The organism is Cupriavidus oxalaticus (genome assembly GCF_038900635.1).
Classification (GTDB): Bacteria; Pseudomonadota; Gammaproteobacteria; order Burkholderiales; family Burkholderiaceae; genus Cupriavidus; species Cupriavidus oxalaticus_B.
Genome location: NZ_JAYMRX010000003.1, coordinates 254,571 through 273,200, shown reverse-complemented (window position 1 = coordinate 273,200; position 18,630 = coordinate 254,571). Strand labels below are relative to the sequence as shown.

At 66.6% G+C, this 18,630-nt stretch carries 19 protein-coding genes; 10 read left to right on the top strand and 9 right to left on the bottom strand.

What is annotated here, in order from left to right:
• Positions 1 to 35 precede the first annotated feature (35 nt).
• The 6 genes from aat to VSR71_RS07905 all read left to right on the top strand — a co-directional run bounded on the left by aat (position 36) and on the right by VSR71_RS07905 (position 6,012).
• The gene (gene aat / locus VSR71_RS07930; protein WP_342913344.1) at positions 36 to 788 is read left to right on the top strand and encodes a leucyl/phenylalanyl-tRNA--protein transferase; all 753 of its coding nucleotides are present in this window, start codon (positions 36 to 38) and stop codon (positions 786 to 788) included.
• Positions 789 to 856: 68 nt separating this feature from the next.
• Complete coding sequence (locus VSR71_RS07925) at positions 857 to 1,654, top strand: arginyltransferase (RefSeq protein ID WP_342913343.1); 798 nt, start codon at positions 857 to 859, stop codon at positions 1,652 to 1,654.
• Between the two features lie 80 nt (positions 1,655 to 1,734).
• Positions 1,735 to 2,769, top strand: a complete 1,035-nt coding sequence (locus VSR71_RS07920; protein WP_342913342.1) for a quinone-dependent dihydroorotate dehydrogenase — start codon at positions 1,735 to 1,737, stop codon at positions 2,767 to 2,769.
• 404 nt (positions 2,770 to 3,173) lie between these two features.
• Positions 3,174 to 4,151 (top strand): ABC transporter substrate-binding protein, encoded by a 978-nt coding sequence (locus tag VSR71_RS07915; RefSeq protein WP_342913341.1) that lies wholly within the window; start codon positions 3,174 to 3,176, stop codon positions 4,149 to 4,151.
• Positions 4,152 to 4,319: 168 nt separating this feature from the next.
• On the top strand, positions 4,320 to 5,216 hold the full coding sequence (locus VSR71_RS07910; protein WP_133096814.1) for an ABC transporter permease: 897 nt from the start codon (positions 4,320 to 4,322) through the stop codon (positions 5,214 to 5,216).
• Between the two features lies 1 nt (position 5,217).
• A complete protein-coding gene (locus VSR71_RS07905; protein ID WP_342913340.1) occupies positions 5,218 to 6,012 on the top strand; it encodes an ABC transporter ATP-binding protein in 795 nt (264 codons plus the stop codon).
• Between the two features lie 83 nt (positions 6,013 to 6,095).
• Here VSR71_RS07905 and VSR71_RS07900 read toward each other — a convergent pair whose 3' ends face one another.
• The 3 genes from VSR71_RS07900 to VSR71_RS07890 form a co-directional block, all read right to left on the bottom strand.
• The gene (locus VSR71_RS07900) at positions 6,096 to 7,067 is read right to left on the bottom strand and encodes a tripartite tricarboxylate transporter substrate binding protein (protein ID WP_428979367.1); all 972 of its coding nucleotides are present in this window, start codon (positions 7,065 to 7,067) and stop codon (positions 6,096 to 6,098) included.
• Positions 7,068 to 7,225: 158 nt separating this feature from the next.
• Positions 7,226 to 8,059 (bottom strand): phosphate/phosphite/phosphonate ABC transporter substrate-binding protein, encoded by an 834-nt coding sequence (locus VSR71_RS07895; RefSeq protein ID WP_342913338.1) that lies wholly within the window; start codon positions 8,057 to 8,059, stop codon positions 7,226 to 7,228.
• Positions 8,056 to 9,057 carry an ornithine cyclodeaminase family protein gene (locus VSR71_RS07890; protein WP_342913337.1) on the bottom strand — a complete coding sequence of 334 codons (1,002 nt, stop codon included), beginning with the start codon at positions 9,055 to 9,057 and terminating at the stop codon, positions 8,056 to 8,058. The genes VSR71_RS07895 and VSR71_RS07890 overlap by 4 nt, the downstream gene beginning before the upstream one ends.
• A 116-nt stretch (positions 9,058 to 9,173) precedes the next feature.
• Between VSR71_RS07890 and VSR71_RS07885 the strand changes: the two genes are divergently transcribed.
• Positions 9,174 to 10,061 carry a LysR substrate-binding domain-containing protein gene (locus VSR71_RS07885; RefSeq protein ID WP_342913336.1) on the top strand — a complete coding sequence of 296 codons (888 nt, stop codon included), beginning with the start codon at positions 9,174 to 9,176 and terminating at the stop codon, positions 10,059 to 10,061.
• A gap of 46 nt (positions 10,062 to 10,107) precedes the next feature.
• Here the strand turns inward: VSR71_RS07885 and VSR71_RS07880 are convergent, their stop codons facing one another.
• Genes VSR71_RS07880 through VSR71_RS07870 form a run of 3 tightly spaced genes read right to left on the bottom strand, consistent with a single transcriptional unit; the run spans position 10,108 to position 12,529 of the window.
• Positions 10,108 to 10,377 carry a hypothetical protein gene (locus VSR71_RS07880; RefSeq protein ID WP_342913335.1) on the bottom strand — a complete coding sequence of 90 codons (270 nt, stop codon included), beginning with the start codon at positions 10,375 to 10,377 and terminating at the stop codon, positions 10,108 to 10,110.
• Entirely contained in the window at positions 10,374 to 11,786 is a 1,413-nt protein-coding gene (locus VSR71_RS07875) for a LutB/LldF family L-lactate oxidation iron-sulfur protein (RefSeq protein ID WP_342913334.1), read from the bottom strand. The genes VSR71_RS07880 and VSR71_RS07875 overlap by 4 nt, the downstream gene beginning before the upstream one ends.
• 17 nt (positions 11,787 to 11,803) lie before the next feature.
• Positions 11,804 to 12,529: a (Fe-S)-binding protein gene (locus VSR71_RS07870; RefSeq protein WP_342913333.1), complete on the bottom strand. Its 726-nt coding sequence runs from the start codon at positions 12,527 to 12,529 to the stop codon at positions 11,804 to 11,806.
• Between the two features lie 234 nt (positions 12,530 to 12,763).
• On the opposite strand from VSR71_RS07870, the gene VSR71_RS07865 reads away from it, so the two are divergent.
• The 3 genes from VSR71_RS07865 to VSR71_RS07855 all read left to right on the top strand — a co-directional run bounded on the left by VSR71_RS07865 (position 12,764) and on the right by VSR71_RS07855 (position 15,849).
• Complete coding sequence (locus VSR71_RS07865; RefSeq protein WP_029047693.1) at positions 12,764 to 13,549, top strand: IclR family transcriptional regulator; 786 nt, start codon at positions 12,764 to 12,766, stop codon at positions 13,547 to 13,549.
• 144 nt (positions 13,550 to 13,693) lie between these two features.
• A complete protein-coding gene (locus tag VSR71_RS07860) occupies positions 13,694 to 14,422 on the top strand; it encodes a FadR/GntR family transcriptional regulator (protein WP_342913332.1) in 729 nt (242 codons plus the stop codon).
• A 14-nt stretch (positions 14,423 to 14,436) separates the two neighbouring features.
• Positions 14,437 to 15,849, top strand: a complete 1,413-nt coding sequence (locus tag VSR71_RS07855) for an FAD-binding oxidoreductase (RefSeq protein WP_342913331.1) — start codon at positions 14,437 to 14,439, stop codon at positions 15,847 to 15,849.
• A 64-nt stretch (positions 15,850 to 15,913) separates the two neighbouring features.
• Here the strand turns inward: VSR71_RS07855 and pbpG are convergent, their stop codons facing one another.
• The 3 genes from pbpG to VSR71_RS07840 form a co-directional block, all read right to left on the bottom strand.
• Positions 15,914 to 17,128 (bottom strand): D-alanyl-D-alanine endopeptidase, encoded by a 1,215-nt coding sequence (gene pbpG, locus VSR71_RS07850; RefSeq protein ID WP_342913330.1) that lies wholly within the window; start codon positions 17,126 to 17,128, stop codon positions 15,914 to 15,916.
• 251 nt (positions 17,129 to 17,379) lie between these two features.
• A complete protein-coding gene (locus tag VSR71_RS07845) occupies positions 17,380 to 18,093 on the bottom strand; it encodes a nitroreductase (protein WP_342913329.1) in 714 nt (237 codons plus the stop codon).
• Between the two features lie 24 nt (positions 18,094 to 18,117).
• Positions 18,118 to 18,564 (bottom strand): thioesterase family protein, encoded by a 447-nt coding sequence (locus VSR71_RS07840; protein ID WP_342913328.1) that lies wholly within the window; start codon positions 18,562 to 18,564, stop codon positions 18,118 to 18,120.
• Between the last annotated feature and the right edge of the window lie 66 nt (positions 18,565 to 18,630).

Here is an 18,630-nt window from a genome sequence, read left to right as displayed (position 1 = left end):
CCCGGCCGGCGCGCGCAACACCCGGCACGGCCCTCATGATCGCCTGGCTGGAGCCGCACGACCCGTTTCCCCCGGTGGAGGAGGCACTCGGGCCCGATTCGGACGCACCGGGCCTGCTGGCGGCGAGCCGTGACCTGTCGCCCCAACGCCTCCTGCTGGCGTACCGGCAAGGCATTTTTCCCTGGTATTCGAGCGGCCAGCCGGTGCTGTGGTGGAGCACCGACCCCCGCATGGTGCTGGCGCCGCACGCATTGCGCGTGTCGGTGACACTGCGCAAGACGCTGCGCCGCGTGCTGCGCGATGCGGACTGGGAAATCCGCGTCGACGACGATTTCGCGGCGGTGATGCGCGCCTGCGCCACCACGCCGCGCGACGGGCAGGACGGCACCTGGATCACCAGCGACATCATCGCCTCCTATGGCACGCTGCATCGCAACGGCCTGGCGCACTCGGTCGAGACCTGGTATCGCGGCGAGCGTGTCGGCGGTTTGTACGGCGTGGCGCTGGGCCGGATGTTCTTCGGCGAGTCGATGTTCGCGCACCGCACCGACGCCTCCAAGATCGCGCTGGCGGCGCTGTGCGCCTTCCTCGGCAACCACGGCGTGGCGATGATAGACTGCCAGCAAGAGACCGACCACCTGGCCTCGCTGGGCGCCAGCCCGATCCCCCGCGCGCAGTTCGTGGCACATGTGCGCGCGGCGGCGGTGCAGCCCGCGATCAACCCGTGGCGGTTCGACAAGTCGGTGCTGGAGTGCTGGGCCGGGACGCCAGCCGCGCCAGCCGGTTGAACCCCGGGAAGGACGCCCGCTCGCGCCCACCGTCCGCCCGCATCGTCCCGCCTGGAGCCCCCAGAGTCATGAGCAAGCTGAAGGAACTACCGCTCTCTGCGCTGCAGTTCTACGCCACGGCGCCCTACGCTTGCAGCTACCTGGAAGGCCGCATGGCGCGCTCGCAGGTCGCCACGCCCGCGCACCTGATCAACGCCGACGTCTATTCGCGCCTGGTGCGCGCCGGTTTCCGGCGCAGCGGCATCTTCACCTACCGGCCATACTGCGACGATTGCCATGCCTGCACGCCGTGCCGGGTGCTGGTCGACCAGTTCACGCCCGACCGCTCGCAGCGCCGCGCCTGGCGCCGCCATCAGCACCTGCAGGCGCTGGTGGCGCCGCTGACCTACGTCGAAGAGCACTATTCGCTGTACCTGCTGTACCAGTCGATGCGCCATGCCGGCGGCGGCATGGACCAGGACAGCCGCGACCAGTACGAGCAGTTCCTGCTGCAAAGCCGCGTCAATTCGCGCCTGGTGGAGTTCCGCGAGCCGCCGGGGTCGCCCGAGGCAGGCCGGCTGCGCATGGTCAGCATGATCGACGTGCTCGACGACGGGCTGTCGTCGGTCTACACCTTCTACGACCCGCTCGAGCGCAACGCCAGCTACGGCACCTTCAACATCCTGTGGCAGATCCAGCAGACTCATGCGCTCGGCCTGCCGCACCTGTACCTGGGCTACTGGATCGCCGACAGCCGCAAGATGGCGTACAAGGCACGCTTCCAGCCGCTGCAGGTGCTGACCGGCAACCACTGGCACGCCTTCGAGGAAAAGGACGCCGCCGCTGCGGCTCCCGACGCCCCCGACACACCTCCCGCGCAGGAGTAGCCCGCCACCGGGCAAGCGGCCCAGCCGCTACAATGCCGGGCTGGAATTCACTCTGTGACGGCCCGCCGGCCGGCTGCCCCGTGCTCAACGCGCTCTACCCCCTGTTTCGCCCCGCCCTGTTCTCGATGGATGCCGAGGACGCCCACCATTTCACGCTGAACAACCTGCTGCGCGCCCATCGCATGGGCCTGGCCGGCTGCCTCGGCAACAAGATCGCCGACGATCCACGCACCGTGATGGGCGTGCGCTTCCCCAACCCGGTCGGGCTGGCTGCCGGGCTGGACAAGGACGGCGCTTTTATCGACGGGCTGGCCGCGTTCGGCTTCGGCTTTATCGAGGTGGGCACGGTCACGCCGCGCGCGCAGCCGGGCAACCCGCGCCCGCGCATGTTCCGCTTGCCGCAGGCGGATGCGCTGATCAACCGCATGGGCTTCAATAACGGCGGCGTCGATGCCTTTGTCGCCAACGTCAAGGCGTCGCGCTGGAAGGCCGAGGGCGGCGTGCTGGGGCTGAATATCGGCAAGAACGCCGATACGCCGATCGAGCGCGCCAACGACGACTACCTGTACTGCCTGGAGCGCGTCTACCCGCACGCCAGCTACGTGACGGTCAATATCTCGTCGCCCAACACCAAGAACCTGCGCCAGCTGCAAGGCGCCAGCGAGCTGGACAGCCTGCTGTCGACGCTGAAGGACGCGCAGCAGCGCCTGGCCGACCAGCACAAGCGCTACGTGCCGCTGGCGCTGAAGATCGCGCCGGACCTCGATGCCGACCAGATCGGCAATATCGGCGACGCGCTGGTGCGCCACAAGATCGACGGCGTGATCGCCACCAACACCACCATCTCGCGCGAGGCGGTCAAGGGCCTGCCACATGCCGACGAAGCCGGCGGCCTGTCGGGGCGCCCGGTGTTCGAGGCCTCCACGCGCGTGGTGCGCGCGCTGCACGCCGTGGTCGGCGACGCGGTGCCGATCATCGGCGTGGGCGGCATCTTCAGCGGCGCGGATGCGCGCGCCAAGATCGACGCCGGCGCGAAGCTGGTGCAGGTTTACAGCGGGCTGATCTACCGCGGCCCGGCGCTGGTGCGCGACTGCGCCGCGGCGCTGCGCCGCTGACGCTTATCCCCCAGGGGCCGCCACGTGATCCGGCTCGAGGAAAACCGCGACGCCGGGATGCGCAATTGCATGAAGATGGGATCGCCGCAATCGGGGTAATCCACAAGCAAATCACGAATCCCGCGCAATAATATGCGCCCCGATGGCCAATTGCGGGCTCCTGACAGCATCGGATGCCCTCAATCGGCATGATGACTACGCATTTCGTGCGCGAGAAATGGTATCCTCGCAGGCTTATCGCTGTCGCATCCGACGCGTCCGCGCACGCTCCCTCTCGCCGCAGGAAGCCCTCGCGCCCGCCCCGGACCGGCACCGCCCGCCCATGCGCGGGTGCGCCAGGACAGCGGACCGATCCATCCGCGGCCGCATCCATCCAGAACCGAGCATTCGGGGGAGAACAGATAATGAAGTCCATCAAGGGTCTCGCAGCAACCAGGTCGATCCTGGGCGGCGCCGTGGCACTGGCCTTGCTGTACGGCGGTGCCGTGCAGGCCCAGACCGTCAAGGTGCTGTCGATCGTCGACCATCCCGCGCTGGACGCGATCCGCGACGGCGTGCGCGCCGAACTGAAGGCGGCCGGCTATGACGCCGACAAGAGCCTGAAGTGGGAGTACCAGAGCGCCCAGGGCAACACCGGCACCGCCGCGCAGATCGCCCGCAAGTTCGTCGGCGACAACCCGAACGCCATCGTTGCCATCGCCACCCCGTCGGCCCAGGCCGTGGTCGCCGCGACCAAGACGGTGCCGGTGGTGTACTCGGGCGTGACCGATCCGGTCGCCGCGCAGCTGGTCAAGAGCTGGTCGCCGTCGGGCACCAACGTGACCGGCGTGTCGGACAAGCTGCCGCTGGACAAGCAGGTCGCCCTGATCAAGCGCGTGGTGCCGAAGGCCAAGAACGTGGGCATGGTCTACAACCCGGGCGAGGCCAACTCGGTCGTGGTGGTCAAGGAACTGAAGGAACTGCTGGCCAAGGAAGGCCTGACGCTAAAGGAAGCCGCGGCGCCGCGCACCGTGGACATCGGCCCGGCCGCCAAGAGCCTGATCGGCAAGGTCGACGTGATCTACACCAACACCGACAACAACGTGGTGTCGGCGTATGAGTCGCTGGTCAAGGTCGCCAACGAATCGAAGATCCCGCTGGTGGCGGCCGACACCGACAGCGTCAAGCGTGGCGCGGTGGCCGCGCTGGGCATCAACTACGGCGACCTGGGCCACCAGACCGGCAAGGTCGTGGTGCGCATCCTGAAGGGCGAGAAGCCCGGTGCGATCGCTTCGCAGACCAGCGACAACCTGGAGCTGTTCGTGAACACGGGCGCCGCCGCCAAGCAAGGCGCCACGCTGTCGCCGGAGCTGATCAAGGAAGCCAAGACGGTCATCAAGTAATCAACGCACTGCCCGCCGCCGTCGCAACACGGCGGTGCCCTGGCGCGCCTACCCGGCGCGCCAGGCGCAGACCGGGGCGAGGCGGCGGGCGGCTCCATACGGGCCGTCGTGCCGCCCGTCCCAACCCGGCGCCAGGGTAGCCGCCGGCCCCCGCAACAGGATTCCCCCATGTCCCTTTTCTCCCTTCTGGGCGCCCTGGAGATCGGCCTGATCTTCAGCCTGGTGGCGCTCGGGGTGCTGATTTCCTTCCGCATCCTCAATTTCCCCGACCTCACCGTTGACGGCAGCTTCCCGCTCGGCGGCGCCGTTGCCGCGACGCTGATCGCCGCCGGCCAGGACCCGTTCCTGGCGACCGTGGTCGCGATCGCCGCCGGCGCGCTGGCCGGCTGGATCACTGGCTGGCTCAATGTGCGGCTCAAGATCATGGACCTGCTCGCCAGTATCCTGATGATGATCGCGCTGTACTCGGTCAACCTGCGCATCATGGGCCGCCCCAACGTGCCGCTGATCACCGAGCCGACCCTGTTCACCATCCTGCAGCCGGAATGGATGCCTGACTACGTGCTGCGTCCGCTGGTACTGTTCATCGTGGTGGTGATCGCCAAGCTCGGCCTCGACTGGTTCTTCAGCTCCCAGCTGGGCCTGGCGATGCGCGCCACCGGCGCCAACCCGCGCATGGCCCGCGCGCAGGGCATTGCCACCGGCCGCGCCACGCTGGCCGGCATGGCGCTGTCCAATGCGCTGGTGGCACTGGCCGGCGCGCTGTTCGCGCAGACCCAGGGCGGCTCGGATATCTCGATGGGCATCGGCACCATCGTGATCGGACTGGCCGCGGTGATCATCGGCGAAACCGTGCTGCCGGCGCGCCGCCTGATCTGGACCACGCTGGCCGTGGTGCTGGGCGCCATCCTGTACCGCTTCTTCATTGCGCTGGCGCTGAACAGCGACTTCATCGGCCTGAAGGCGCAGGACCTGAACCTGGTCACCGCCGCGCTGGTGACGATCGCGCTGGTGCTGCCGGCCACGCGCAAGAAGCTGTTTGCCCGCAAGAACGGAGGTGCCTGAGATGCTGCGCGCACAAGACCTGAAGCTCACCTTCAACCCGGGCACCCCGATCGAGACCCGCGCGCTGCGCGGCCTCACGCTGGAAATCCCGAGCGGCCAGTTCGTCGCCGTGATCGGCTCCAACGGTGCCGGCAAGTCGACCTTCCTGAACGCGATCAGCGGCGACCAGATGGTCGACTCGGGCCGCATCACCATCGATGACACCGACGTCACCCGCCAGCCGGCATGGGACCGTGCGCACCTGGTGGCGCGCGTGTTCCAGGACCCGATGGCCGGCACCTGCGAGGCGCTGACCATCGAGGAGAACATGGCGCTGGCGATGGCGCGCGGCGCCAGACGCGGTTTCCGCCCGGCGCTGAACCGCGCCTCGCGCGAGCTGTTCCGCGAGAAGCTGCGGCTGCTGAACCTCGGGCTGGAAAACCGCCTGACCGACCGCATCGGCCTGCTTTCCGGCGGCCAGCGCCAGGCGGTGAGCCTGCTGATGGCATCGCTGCAGCCGTCGCGCATCCTGCTGCTGGACGAGCACACCGCGGCGCTGGACCCGAAGACCGCCGCTTTCGTGCTGGAACTGACCGCGCGCATCGTCGAGGAAAGCAAGCTGACGACAATGATGGTGACGCACAGCATGCGCCAGGCGCTGGACTACGGGCAGCGCACGGTGATGCTGCACCAGGGGCAGGTGGTGCTGGATGTTTCGGGCGACAAGCGCAAGGGGCTGGATGTACCGGACCTGCTGAAGATGTTCGAGCAGACGCGGCATGAGCAGCTGGATGATGATGCGTTGTTGCTGGGGTGATTTTCCTGGCGCAAAGAAAAACGGGGAGCTTCGGCTCCCCGTTTTTCTTTGCTCCGGTCAGCGCCCGAGTGTCACGCGATCGATCAGTCGATCGTGATATGCCGCTGCCTGATCACCCCTGCCCACCGTGCGCTCTCCTTCTGGATCGCCGCCGCCAGCTGCTGCGGCGTGCCGCCCGCCGCCTCCATCCCCAGCGTCGCCAGCTTTTCCTTCAGGGCCGCGTCGGCCAGCACCGCGTCGGCGTGCTGGCTGAGCTTGCGCACGATCTCAGGCGGCGTGCCCGCCGGCGCCATCAACGCGTACCAGGACACCGCCTCGAACTTCGGGAAGCCCTGCTCGGCGATCGTCGGCACATCGGGCAGCACCGTCGAGCGTCTGGCGCCGGCCACGCCCAAGGCGCGCAGCTTGCCTGCCTTGATATAGGGCAGCGCCGCCGACATCTGGGCAAACATCATCGTCACCTGGCCGCCGACCACATCGGTCATGGCCGGGCTCACGCCCTTGTATGGCACGTGGTTGAGCTTGACGTTGGCATCGAGCTGGAGCAGCTCGCCAGCCAGGTGCGCCTGACTGCCGGCACCGGGCGAGGCGAAGCTCAGTTCGCCGGGCTTCTGCGCGGCAAGCTTGAGCAGTTCCGCCAGCGATCTGGCCGGGGTGCCCGCGTTGACCACCAGCACGTTTTCGGCGGTGGCCAGCATTGCCACCGGCGCCAGGTCAGCCTGCTTGTAAGGCAGGTTCGGCATCAGGGTGGGATTCACCGCGATATTCCCGACCGGCACCAGCGCGATGGTGTAGCCGTCCGGCGCTGCCTTGGCCACCATGTCGACACCGATGGTGCCGGCGGCGCCGGCCTTGTTCTCGACCAGCACGCTCTGGCCGGTGGCCTTGGCGATGCCTTCGCCGACGGCGCGGGCCAGCACGTCCGCCGGGCCACCGGCGGCGAACGGCACCACGATGCGCACCGGCTTGGCGGGATACGCCGGCGGCTGGGCATGCGCCGCCGCCGCGCCCAGCCATGTCGCGCAGGCCGCCGCGCAGGCGAACACGCAATGCATGGCAAGGCGACGGATGTCAGGATTCTGGAAAGGCTTCACAGCGGATTTCACAGCGGATTTCATGACGGTTTCCCCAATTTGGCAGATCAGGTTATGGCTCCTCCACCGCGCTGGCAGCCTGGTTATGGTCGATGGCCGTGCGCGGTCCGACGCGTTGCTTACCCCATGCTCCGCTCTCCGGCGGCTGGCTCCGTCAGCGCAAAGCCGGCCAAGTCCGCTTTACGCGCCATCTCAGGCAAGCAGGCATAGTCGGCGGGCTGCGCCGCGGCGAAGCGCGCCAGCCCCAACGCGGCCAGCAGCGCGGCGCCCGCGGCATCCTCATGTATCTCCAGCAATGCCGCACGCACGCGCGCGCACTGCTGCGGATCGGCGCCGGCCGATGCGACCAGCACGGGAATCGGAGCAGGCGGCGTCAGCGCCAGCGTCTTCAGTTGCGCGGCAAGGCCGGGGTCATAGCGGCGCAGCAGGTCCATCACATAGCTGTCGATGACTCCCAGTTCGGCATCGCCGGCAAGCACGTCATCGACGACCTCGCGCGGCGTTGGCGTGGCCCTCGCAGCGGGCCGGTACAGTGCCTGCGTACCCGCCGGTGCCAGCCGCATCAGGTAATGGCGCGGCGCGTTATAGCCCGAGTTTGACTCAGGCAACATGCATGCCAGCCGCCCGCCGAAGGTCTGCGCCAGCGACTGCACCGGCGCATCGGCGCGCACGATGAACTCCGTAAAATAAACCGGCCTTCCGTCGTAGCGCGGATGGGACGGAACCGGCGCGGCCAGCAACTGCGGCGTTACCGGCGCGCTCGCGTACGGATAGCCGCACATGAACACGCAGCCGCAATCCGGCCGCGACCACAAGGCGCTGACCGGCGCGGGCGCGGGATGCTCGACATACGGCAATGCCACGCCCGCGCGCCCGGACACGCGCGCCAGCAGCGCGCGCCAAGCCGCTTCGGCCTGCGGCGTTACCGCGTACATGCGGGCATTGGCGATCATGCGTACACCAGCTTCTGGCCCAGTCCGCGCTGCTCGGCCTTCTTCAGGATGGCGTGTCCCAGCGCGATATCGCTCAGCGACAGGCCGCGGTGCCAGAACAGGTTGGTCTCGTCGTCGCTCTGGCGGCCCGGCTTGCGGCCGGCGGCGATCTCGCCCAGTTCGCCGTAGAGCGTCTGTTCCGACAGCTTGCCCGCTTCGACATGCGCGCGTAGCGAACCGAACATGCCGCTCTTGCACTGGCCCCAGTCGTCCACCACCATCCGCGTCATGATGTCGGTCAGCGACAGCTCGACCGCGCTCATGGTGCCGTAGGGCACGACAAACGCACCGGGCTTGATCCATTCGGTCTTGAGCATCGGGGTCGGACGTTCCAGCCGCGACGCCTCGACCACGATATCGGCGCCGCGCACGCATGACTCCCAGTCCTCGGTCACCACGATCTTCTTGCCGAGGTCGCGCTCCAGCCGCTCGGCAAAGGCATTGCGGCTTTCCGGACGGCGCGAATGCACGCGGATCTCGTCGAAGTCATAGAGGCTGTCGAGCAAACGCACGTTCCAGTACGAGGTGCCGCGCGCGCCGATATGGCCCAGCACCTTGCTGTCGCGGCGTGCCAGGTGCCTGGCGCCGATCGCGGTCAGCGCGCCGGTGCGGGCATCGGTGATGAAAGTGGCGTCGATCACCGCCACCGGCATGCCGGTGCGCGGATCGAACAGGTTCAGCATGGCCATCTCCGAAGGCAGGCCGAGCTTGTAGTTATCGACGAAATCGCCGACGACCTTGACGCCGGCGAGCCCCAACGGCGCCACGTAGCCGCGCAGCACGTTGAAGTGGCCATTGAAGGCGGGGTCCGGCATCAGGTGCACGCGCGGCTCGATCACGGTCTGCCCATTGCCCTGCGCGACCAGTGCCTGCTCCACCGCATCGATGATTTCGGCGTCGGTCATTTCCAGCCGCGCAATGTCCCGGCCGTTGAGGTAGGTGAGATGAATATCAGCCATGTGGTCCCCGCTCTCCAGATCAGTATGTTGGTGTATCGATGGAGTCCAGTGTAGGTATGGCGCCATTGACTGTCATATGCTTATATGTCCGCCTGCCTTAACATCAGGTTAATGCCATGAAAATGAACCTGCGCCAGATCGAGGTCTTCCGCGCGGTAATGCTGACCGGTTCGATCAGCGGCGCCTCCAAGCTGCTCTATGTGTCACAACCGGCCATCAGCCGGCTGATGTCGCACACCGAACAGCGGCTCGGCCTCGAACTGTTCCGCCGCACCAAGGGCCGGCTCTACCCCACGCCGGAAGCCCGGCGCCTGCTTGGCGAAGTCAATGCGGTCTATGAAGGGATCGAGCGCGTCAATGAGATCGCCGAGGACCTCGCCGCCAACCGCACCGGCAGCCTGCGCATCACATGCAGCCCCAACCTGGGGCAGACCGTGCTGCCGCGCGCGATTGCCACCTTCCGCGCCGCGCACCCGGCGGTGCGCGTGGTGGTGCGCACGCAGATTCCCGGCAACATGCTGCGCGCGCTGCTCTCGGGACAGGTAGACCTGGCGGTGTCGAACATGCCGCTGACGCATCCCAACCTCGAGGCGCGCCTGCTGGTGAAGAACGAGATCGTGGCGCTGGTGCCGGTGGGACATCGGCTCGCCACGCGCAAATGGGTGCGTCCCGCCGACCTGATCGGCGAAGATTTGATCGGCTATGGGCCCGATGTGCCGTTCGCGCTGCTGGTGCACGAGATGTTCGGCAACGATGGCGACCAGCCCGACATGCGCGTGCAGGTGGAGCAGGCCCATGTGGCGCGCGCGCTGGCGCAGGCCGGTGCCGGCATAGCGCTGGTCGATGCCATGACGGTATTCGGCGCGAACTGGCCCAATATCGTTGCCGTGCCGATCCGCACCAGGGTCAATGCCTCGGTGCAGATCTTCCATGTGCAGACGGAGCCGCTGTCGCGGCTGTCGCTGGAATTCGTCGAGACGCTGACGGGGATGATGAAGCGTTGAGCCGCGGGGGCGACTGCGGAAGCGGCCGCGGCGAAGCGTTGCGGCCTCAGGCCGTCGCCGCCTTGTCCAGCCACCGCGCCAGCTGGTCCGTCACCGCACTGCTCGAGAACGAGCAGCTGTCCTGCGCAAACACCGCCGACATCTCCAGCCTGCGCAGCAGTTCCTCCATCGCTTGCCCATAGACGGGCGGCAGCGCCAGCCCGCTGCCGGCATCGCGCCATGCGCGTACGAGTTCCTGCGCGGGCATCGACCCCGCAACGTGCTGGTCCAGCGCGGCGCGCATGCGCGCCAGCGTTTCCGTGTTGGCTGCGCTCATGAACGCGCCCTCCTTTCCTTGTAGAGTTCGCGGAACGTGCGGCCCGACGGGGCCGGCATGTCGCGGGTTTCGGTCCAGCCCTTGCCGGCCATCGGCAGGCTGGTGATGAGCCGGTTGCCGCCGCCCATGCGGCCCAGCAGCCAGGCACCGATGCGGGTGGCAAAGGCATACAGGTCGGGCCGCTTCGCCACGTAGCCCCAGGCCTTCAGCGCAAACCGCTCCTGCCACGGCCGCAGACCGCGTTCCATCTGCTTCTCGCGCAGCTTGCGCAGCAGGTCCGACAGCGGGATCGAAGCCGGGCAGACCCGATTGCACTCGCCGCACATGGTCGCCGCCTGCGGCAGGTCCACCGCATTGGCAAGGCCAACGTAGCTGGGCGTCAGCACGCTGCCCATCGGCCCCGGATAGACCCAGCCATAGGCATGGCCGCCGATCTTCTGGTAGACCGGGCAATGGTTCATGCAGGCGCCGCAACGGATGCAGCGCAGCATCTCCTGGAAGTCGCCGCCGATCAGCCCCGAGCGTCCGCCGTCGACCAGCACGAAGTACATATGCTCGGGACCGTCGCGCTCGCCTTCGGCGCGCGGGCCGGTCAGCAGCGAGAAATAATTGGAGATCGCCTGGCCGGTGGCCGAACGCGGCAGCAGGCGCATGACCGTGGCCAGGTCTTCCAGCGTCGGCAACACCTTCTCGATGCCGGTCACGGCCACGTGCACGCGCGGCATCACCGTGCACATGCCTTCGTTGCCTTCGTTGGTGACCACCGCCACCGAGCCGGTCTCGGCGATGATGAAGTTGCCGCCGGTCACGCCCATGTCGGCCGACAGGAATTCCGGGCGCAACACTTCGCGCGCCTCGCGGGTCATCTCCGGGATATCGGTCAGCCGCGGCTTGTGGTGGACCCTGGCGAACAGGTCGGCGATCTCGTCCTTGTCCTTGTGCACTACCGGCGCAATGATGTGCGACGGCGGCTCCGAGTCATTGATCTGCAGGATGTACTCGCCGAGATCAGTCTCGATGCTCTGCACGCCCATCTCGCCCAGCACCTGGTTCAGGCGCATTTCCTCGGTCACCATCGACTTGCTCTTGATGACCTTCTTCACGCCATGCTTCTGCGCGATCTCGGCGACCAGGCGCGCGGCGTCGGCGGTGGTCTCGGCGAACAGCACCGTGGCGCCGCGCCTGGTGGCGTTCTGCTCGAATTCCGCCAGCCAGACGTCGAGGTTTTCGAGCGCGCGGTTGCGGCGTTCCTTCAGCGCCTCGCGCGTGGCGTCGAAGTCGATATCGCGGATGGCGTCGGCGCGTGCCGTGACGAACTTGGTCGAGAGCTTCTTCAGGTTCTGCTGCAGGCGCTGGTCGGCCAGCTTCTGGCCGGCCCGCGCCTTGAATTCCATGCTGTGAACTTGCATCGTGGCGTCTCTCGTTGTCAGGCGTCGCCGGCCAGCACCTGGGCGATATGCAGCACGCGGGTCTGGCTGTCGCCGGTGCGGCGCAGCCGGCCTTCGATATTGAGGATGCAGCCCAGGTCGCCCAGCACCACGGCATCGGCGCCGCTGGCCTTGATGTTGGCGCACTTCTCGTCGACGATGGCCGTCGAAATGTCGCCGTACTTGACCGAGAACGTGCCGCCGAAGCCGCAGCAGGCCTCGCAGTCCTTCATCTCGGTCAGCTGCACGCCAGGCAGGCGCGCCAGCAGTTCGCGCGGCTGTTGCTTGACGCCCAGCTCGCGCAGGCCGGAACAGGAATCGTGATAGGTGATATGGCCGGCAAAGCCGGACGGCAGTGTCTCGACACGCGCTACGTTAACCAGGAAATCGGTCAACTCGTACACCCGTTCGCGCAGGCGCTCATAGCGGCCGTTCAGTTCCGGATCGTCGCGCAGCAGGTCACCGTAGTGGTGGCGGATCATGCCGCCGCAGCTTCCCGACGGGACCACGATGTAGTCGAACATTTCGAACTCGCGCAGGAATTTCTCCGCGAGGTCCCGCGACACAGCGCGCTCGCCCGAGTTGTACGCCGGCTGGCCGCAGCAGGTCTGCGCCTCGGGCACCATGACCTCGTAGCCCGCGGCTTCCAGCAGCTTCAGCACCGAAAACCCGATCTCCGGACGCATCAGGTCCACCAGGCAGGTGGCGAACAGACCGACTCGCATTGTTGGCTTCTCCAGACCCCAAAACCCCGCAATTATGCGCGCCTTGGGCCGCGCGTGGCGCACAAACGGTTCATCGCCGGCATGAATGCGGTACGAAATACATCACTTTTCCAGGCGACATCACGGCGCGATTCTTACCGTAATGTCATTTCACCTATTGAAATTTTCACGATGCGAGATAGAATCAGGCAGACACTTAAAAATGCCGCAAAGCAACATTTCTTCTTTCTCACTATGTCCGAAGCAGACAAGTCACCCGGCAAGACGTCCATCCAGGTCATCGAGCGCATGATGACCCTGCTGGACGCCCTCGCCCAGCACGCCGACCCGGTCAGCCTCAAAGAGCTGTCGCTGGCCACGGGCCTGCACCCCTCCACCGCGCACCGCATCCTTAACGACATGGTGGCCTGCCGTTTCGTCGATCGTTCCGATCCGGGCAGCTACCGCCTTGGCATGCGCCTGCTGGAACTGGGCAACCTGGTCAAGGCGCGCCTGTCGGTGCGCGACGCGGCGCTGGCGCCGATGCGCGCGCTGCACCGCGTGACCGGGCAGACGGTCAACCTGTCGGTACGCCAGGGCGACGAGATCGTGTATATCGAGCGCGCCTACAGCGAGCGCTCCGGCATGCAGGTGGTGCGCGCCATCGGCGGCCGCGCGCCGTTGCACCTGACCTCGGTCGGCAAGCTGTTCCTGGCCGCCGACGAGTCGGCGCGCGTGCGCAACTACGCCACCCGGACCGGGCTGGCCGGACATACCCGGACCTCGATCACCGACCTGACCAAGCTGGAGCGGGAGCTGAACTGGGTCCGCACCAACGGCTACGCCCGCGACAATGAAGAGCTGGAACTGGGCGTGCGCTGCATTGCCGCCGGCATCTACGACGACTCGCGCCGGCTGGTGGCGGGCCTGTCGCTGTCGGCCCCGGCCGACCGGCTCCAGGACAGCTGGCTGCAGAACCTGAAGGAAACCGCGCTGCAGATCTCGCGCGGCATGGGCTACGTGTCCGAAGCCGCGGCCTGACTGCCTGACTTCTACCAGAGCGCCACGACGCGCGGGCCGCCAGCGATGGCGCCCCGCGCGTTGTTGCTTGCGGCATCGGGCAAATCACACACAAAGGTTTACCCTTAGTTCTCAGATAACCAGCAAACCTTATAATCGACGGTTATGCGAACCCGTGCCGTCACCCTCACCGAACAGGTCACCCGCCAGTTGCGCGCCGATATTGAAAGCGGCGCATACCCGGTCGGCACACGGCTGCCAACCGGCAAGCAGCTCTCGGAGCAATATGGCGTCAGCGCGGCGGTAATCCGCGAAGTCACGGAGCATCTGCGCTCGCAGGGCTTTGTCGAGACGCGCCAGGGCGTGGGCTGCACGGTGCGCTCGCGTACCGGAGCGGCGGGGTTCCAGCTGCCGCGCGAGCCGGATATCGATGCCGCCAGCCTCGCCGACCTGTACGACCTGCGCATCGACCTGGAAGGCGCCGCGGCCGCGCTGGCGGCCGTGCGCCGCACCGACGACGACATTGCCGGACTGGCGGCGCTGCTGCAGCGGCTGCATGCCCACCTCTACGACGGGCAGCCGGCAGCCGATATCGACGCGGCCTTCCATATCGGCATCGCCGCGGCGACACATAACCCTTACTACCGCCAGTTGCTGCAGTACCTGAACCTGCAACTGCACCAGGCGGTCGCCACCGCGCGCGCCAACACGCTGCGCCAGCCCGGGCTGGCCGAAGGCGTGCAGGGCGAGCATGAAGCCATCGTCGACGCGATCCGCCGCGGCGACGCCGAAGCGGCCCGGACCGCCGCCGTCACCCACCTGCAGAACGCGGCGCGGCGTCTTGGCCTGACGCTGCGCGCGCGCGCCGCCAGCCCTTCCCTCGCACAGCCCTGAGACCACGGAACACCATGCAAACCGCTCAACTCGCCCAACGCCTCGCCGAAGCGCTCGGCCCCGACACTGTCCTGACCAACCCCGACGACGTCGCCCCGTGGCTGTCTGACTGGCGCGGCATCTATCGCGGGCAGGCGCAGGCAGTGGTGCGTCCGCGCAGCGTGGAACAGGTCTCGCGCACGCTGGCGCTGTGCCAGCAGGCGGCGGTGCCGGTGGTGCCGCGCGGCGGCAATACCGGCCTGTGCGGAGGCGCCACGCCCGACGGCCACGCCGGCAACGTGGTGCTGAGCCTGGACCGGATGAACGCGGTGCGCTCGCTCGACACCATCGCCAACACCATGGTGGCCGAAGCCGGCTGCATCCTCGGCAATCTGCGCCGCGCGGCGCAACAGGCGAACCGCCTGCTGCCCCTTTCGCTGGCGGCCGAGGATTCGTGCCAGATCGGCGGCAACCTGGCCACCAATGCCGGCGGCGTCAACGTGGTGCGCTATGGCATGACACGCGAGCTGGTACTGGGCGTGGAAGCCGTGCTGCCCAACGGCGAGGTGTTCAACGGCTTGCGCACGCTGCGCAAGGACAACACCGGCTACGACCTGAAGCAGCTGCTGATCGGCTCGGAAGGCACGCTGGGCGTGATCACGGCGGCGGCCCTGCGGCTGTTCCCGCGCACCGATACACGCAGCGTGGTGCTGGCGGCAGTGGGCTCGCCGGCGCAATCGCTGGCATTGTATGAACTGCTGTTCGCGCAGTGCGGCGCGCGCCTGCAGGCGTTCGAGTTCTTTACCGGCGAATGCCTGGACCTGGTGCTGACGCACGCGGAAGGCGTGCAGGAACCGTTCGCGCAGCGCTACCCCGCCTATGTGCTGGTCGAACTGGCGGACACCACGGATGAGGACGCGCTCAACGCGCTGCTGGAGCGCGTCATCGGCGCAGCGCTGGAGCGCGGACTATGCCTCGACGCGGCGGTCTCGGCATCGCTGGCACAACTGCAGGCGCTGTGGAAACTGCGCGAGGAAATCTCGGAGGCGCAGCGCGCCGATGGCCCGCACCTGAAGCACGATGTGTCGCTGCCGATCGAACAGATCCCGGCGTTCATGACGTCAATGGAAAGCCGCCTGCGCGCGCTCGACCCGGCAATCCGGCCCTTTGTCTTTGGCCACTTCGGCGATGGCAACCTGCACTACAACCTGTCGCGCCCGGCCGGCGCTCCCAAGGACTGGGCAGCGACCCAGGGCGATGCAGTGACCGATGCCGTGCTGGATGAAGTGATGCGCTACGGCGGCAGCATCAGCGCAGAACACGGCATCGGCCAGCTCAAGCGCCATGCCTTCCTGGCGGTCAAGGATCCGCTGGAGCTGCGGCTGATGCGAGAGATCAAGGCGGTATTCGATCCGGCCGGGATCATGAACCCCGGCAAGCTGCTCTGAGCGCCATCGCGCCGGCATAAAAAAACGCGCCGGGATTCGGCGCGTTTTCATTGCAGGTCAGCGATCAGATACCGCGTCCCTGCTGCGAAGCCAGGATCGCGTGCGCGCCGCCCGGACGCTGCGTCAAGTTAGGGGAAGAGGGAAAGCCCTGCGGGTGCGACGGCGAATGCTCCAGCCAGTCCTTGACACGGTTGGCATCGGCAAAGCGCGACAGCTTGCCCGCCGAATCCAGGAACACCATCACCACATTGCGGCCCTGCACGCGCGCCTGCATCACCAGGCACTGGCCGGCCTCGGAGATAAAGCCGGTCTTCTGCAGGCCGATATCCCAGTTGCCACCACGCACCAGGCGGTTGGTGCTGACGTAATGCTGGTTGCGGCCCATCACGTTGACCTCATGCTCGGTCTGGGTCGAGAACTCGCGGATGGTCGGGTTGCGGTACGCGGCGTTGACCATGCGCACCAGGTCCATGGCGCTCGACACATTGCTGCTCGACAGGCCGCTCGAGTCGACGAAGTGGCTGTCGTTCATGCCCAGCTCGCGCGCCTTGCGGTTCATCGCCTGCACGAACGACGGCAGCCCGCCCGGATAGTGGCGGCCCAGCGCCGAGGCGGCACGGTTCTCGGACGACATCAGCGCCAGCAGCAGCAGTTCCTGGCGGGTCAGCTGCGTACCAAAGCGCAGGCGCGAGCTGCTGTGCTTTTCGGTGTCGCGGTCTTCCTCGGTGATGGTCAGCACTTCGTCCATCGGCAGGCGCGCATCCATCACCACCAGCGCGGTCATCAGCTTGGTGATCGAGGCGATCGGCAGTACCGCCGAGGCATTCTTCTGGAACAGCACCTCGTTGGAGCCCTGGTCCATCACCAGCGCCACACTGGAGCGCAGCGCGAGCGCATCTTCGGTGTCGCGCAGCCCCATCGCCTCGCCCAGCGACGGCTTGGCAGGCGTGAACACGGCGCGGACCGGCGCCGCATGGTGGGCGGCCACGACCTGGCGCTTGCCGTTTTTCAGCACGATCACCTTGCGGCCGGAGCCGGCTTCGCTCTTGGCGACCTTGCTGCTGCGCGACTTCGCACTGACAGCCTTGGAAGCGGACTTCTTGGTGACTTTAGCGTTAGTTGCCTGCTTTTTAGACGCTTTTTGCGTGCTTGCAGGCTTGCTGGCAGCTTCAGCGAAGGGAGCTGCAACCATCGACACCGACACCAACACCGCGGCGGCAACGGCGGACAAGGGCGTGGAGCCGAAGAATCTGGAAAAAATGGAATCAGACCGAAACATGATTCGTTCAGCGCATCAAGAATGGCGCTAGTGTAGGAAATTAAGAAATTGTTAGCAAGATTAAAGACTTACAGACGCTCCTTAAAGTTCGATTTGCAAACATTTCCACATGGTGGGAAAAGTTGACCATAGGTCATGTTCGCAAACGAACTGCATTCGCTCCGCCTTGCTCACCCCAGTAACAATCGTGGCCAATACGGCAACTCGCTCTGTATATCGGCAGCAATCGTTACACATTGATACAAACCTCTCTATGAGAGGAAACGCGCAAACCCGCTCACCGGCTCCCTTTCGGTGGCCAGGCGATTCTCCGGCGCGTCCGGATCGGCAAATCCCAACGACATGCCGCACACCACCATTTCCTCCGCCGGCAGCAGCAAGTGACTGGCAATGACTTTGTGGAACTGCGTGAACGCCGCCTGCGGGCAGGTATCCAGCCCGCGCGCCCGTGCGGCAACCATGATGCTTTGCAGGAACATGCCGTAATCAAGCCAGCTGCCCTGCTCCATGATCCGGTCGATGGTGAAGATCATGCCGACCGGCGCATCGAAGAAACGGAAGTTGCGCGCGTGCTGCTCGTGCATGCGCGCCTTGTCCTCGCGGCTGATCTCAAGCAGGCCGTACAGGTCCCAACCCACCTTGCGCCGCCGCGCCAGGTAGGGGTTGGCCCATTCGCGGGGATAGTACGGGTATTCCTCCAGGTACTTGATGTCGCGCTCGGGGTCGTCGTAAGCGGCAAGCACATCGGCGCACAGCTTCGCCTTCGCTTCGCCCGACAGGACGTAGACCCGCCATGGCTGCGTATTGGTGCCGGAGGGGGCGCGGCTGGCGACGGCCAGGATGTCTTCCACGGTCTCGCGCGGTACGGGCGTATCGAGAAAGGCCCGCACCGAACGCCGTGTCAGGATCGCACGATCCACGCACGCCACGGCGTCCTGCGAACCCGGTTGCATCTCGAGGGACATCTTGTTCGTCTCCATTGCCCCGCCTCACCCTTGCGCGCCTGCGACCGCCAGCGGCAGCAGCGCCTCGCGCAGCGGCGCCGGCAGCGGTACCGGCCGGCGCGTGGCGCGATCGACATAGACGTGGATGAAATGCCCCTGCGCGGCGGCAACCTCGTTGTCGCCGCTGAACAGGCCGACCTCATAGCGCACGCTCGACGTCCCGAGCCTGGCGACGCGCAAGCCTGCGACTACGGTCTCCGGGAAGCTGAGCGACGAGAAGTAATTGCACTGCGTCTCGATCACCAGCCCGATGGTCTTGCCCGACTCGAGATCGAGCGCTCCCTGCCGGATCAGGTAGGCATTCACCACGGTGTCAAAATAACTGTAGTAGACAACGTTGTTAACGTGGCCATAGACATCGTTATCCATCCAACGTGTCGTGATCGGCTGGAAGTACGGATAGGCACTGCGCGGATCGGCTTGTGGCTTCATGGGGCGAGGAAGGAACTGGGCGAGATCGGAAAACGGAAACGGAGTGCGCCGGGGCAACCGTTGACG

Excerpts from the sequence above, each read along its gene's own strand:
- VSR71_RS07890 (WP_342913337.1), bottom strand. The coding sequence starts at position 9,057 with ATGGCTGATATTCATCTCACCTACCTCAACGGCCGGGACATTGCGCGG.
- VSR71_RS07925 (WP_342913343.1), top strand. The coding sequence starts at position 857 with ATGAGCAAGCTGAAGGAACTACCGCTCTCTGCGCTGCAGTTCTACGCC.
- VSR71_RS07880 (WP_342913335.1), bottom strand. The coding sequence starts at position 10,377 with ATGAGCGCAGCCAACACGGAAACGCTGGCGCGCATGCGCGCCGCGCTG.
- VSR71_RS07875 (WP_342913334.1), bottom strand. The coding sequence starts at position 11,786 with ATGCAAGTTCACAGCATGGAATTCAAGGCGCGGGCCGGCCAGAAGCTG.
- VSR71_RS07845 (WP_342913329.1), bottom strand. The coding sequence starts at position 18,093 with ATGTCCCTCGAGATGCAACCGGGTTCGCAGGACGCCGTGGCGTGCGTG.
- VSR71_RS07855 (WP_342913331.1), top strand. The coding sequence starts at position 14,437 with ATGCAAACCGCTCAACTCGCCCAACGCCTCGCCGAAGCGCTCGGCCCC.
- VSR71_RS07865 (WP_029047693.1), top strand. The coding sequence starts at position 12,764 with ATGTCCGAAGCAGACAAGTCACCCGGCAAGACGTCCATCCAGGTCATC.
- VSR71_RS07870 (WP_342913333.1), bottom strand. The coding sequence starts at position 12,529 with ATGCGAGTCGGTCTGTTCGCCACCTGCCTGGTGGACCTGATGCGTCCG.
- VSR71_RS07915 (WP_342913341.1), top strand. The coding sequence starts at position 3,174 with ATGAAGTCCATCAAGGGTCTCGCAGCAACCAGGTCGATCCTGGGCGGC.
- VSR71_RS07860 (WP_342913332.1), top strand. The coding sequence starts at position 13,694 with ATGCGAACCCGTGCCGTCACCCTCACCGAACAGGTCACCCGCCAGTTG.
- VSR71_RS07900 (WP_428979367.1), bottom strand. The coding sequence starts at position 7,067 with ATGCATTGCGTGTTCGCCTGCGCGGCGGCCTGCGCGACATGGCTGGGC.
- VSR71_RS07840 (WP_342913328.1), bottom strand. The coding sequence starts at position 18,564 with ATGAAGCCACAAGCCGATCCGCGCAGTGCCTATCCGTACTTCCAGCCG.
- VSR71_RS07895 (WP_342913338.1), bottom strand. The coding sequence starts at position 8,059 with ATGATCGCCAATGCCCGCATGTACGCGGTAACGCCGCAGGCCGAAGCG.
- aat (WP_342913344.1), top strand. The coding sequence starts at position 36 with ATGATCGCCTGGCTGGAGCCGCACGACCCGTTTCCCCCGGTGGAGGAG.
- pbpG (WP_342913330.1), bottom strand. The coding sequence starts at position 17,128 with ATGTTTCGGTCTGATTCCATTTTTTCCAGATTCTTCGGCTCCACGCCC.
- VSR71_RS07885 (WP_342913336.1), top strand. The coding sequence starts at position 9,174 with ATGAAAATGAACCTGCGCCAGATCGAGGTCTTCCGCGCGGTAATGCTG.
- VSR71_RS07910 (WP_133096814.1), top strand. The coding sequence starts at position 4,320 with ATGTCCCTTTTCTCCCTTCTGGGCGCCCTGGAGATCGGCCTGATCTTC.
- VSR71_RS07905 (WP_342913340.1), top strand. The coding sequence starts at position 5,218 with ATGCTGCGCGCACAAGACCTGAAGCTCACCTTCAACCCGGGCACCCCG.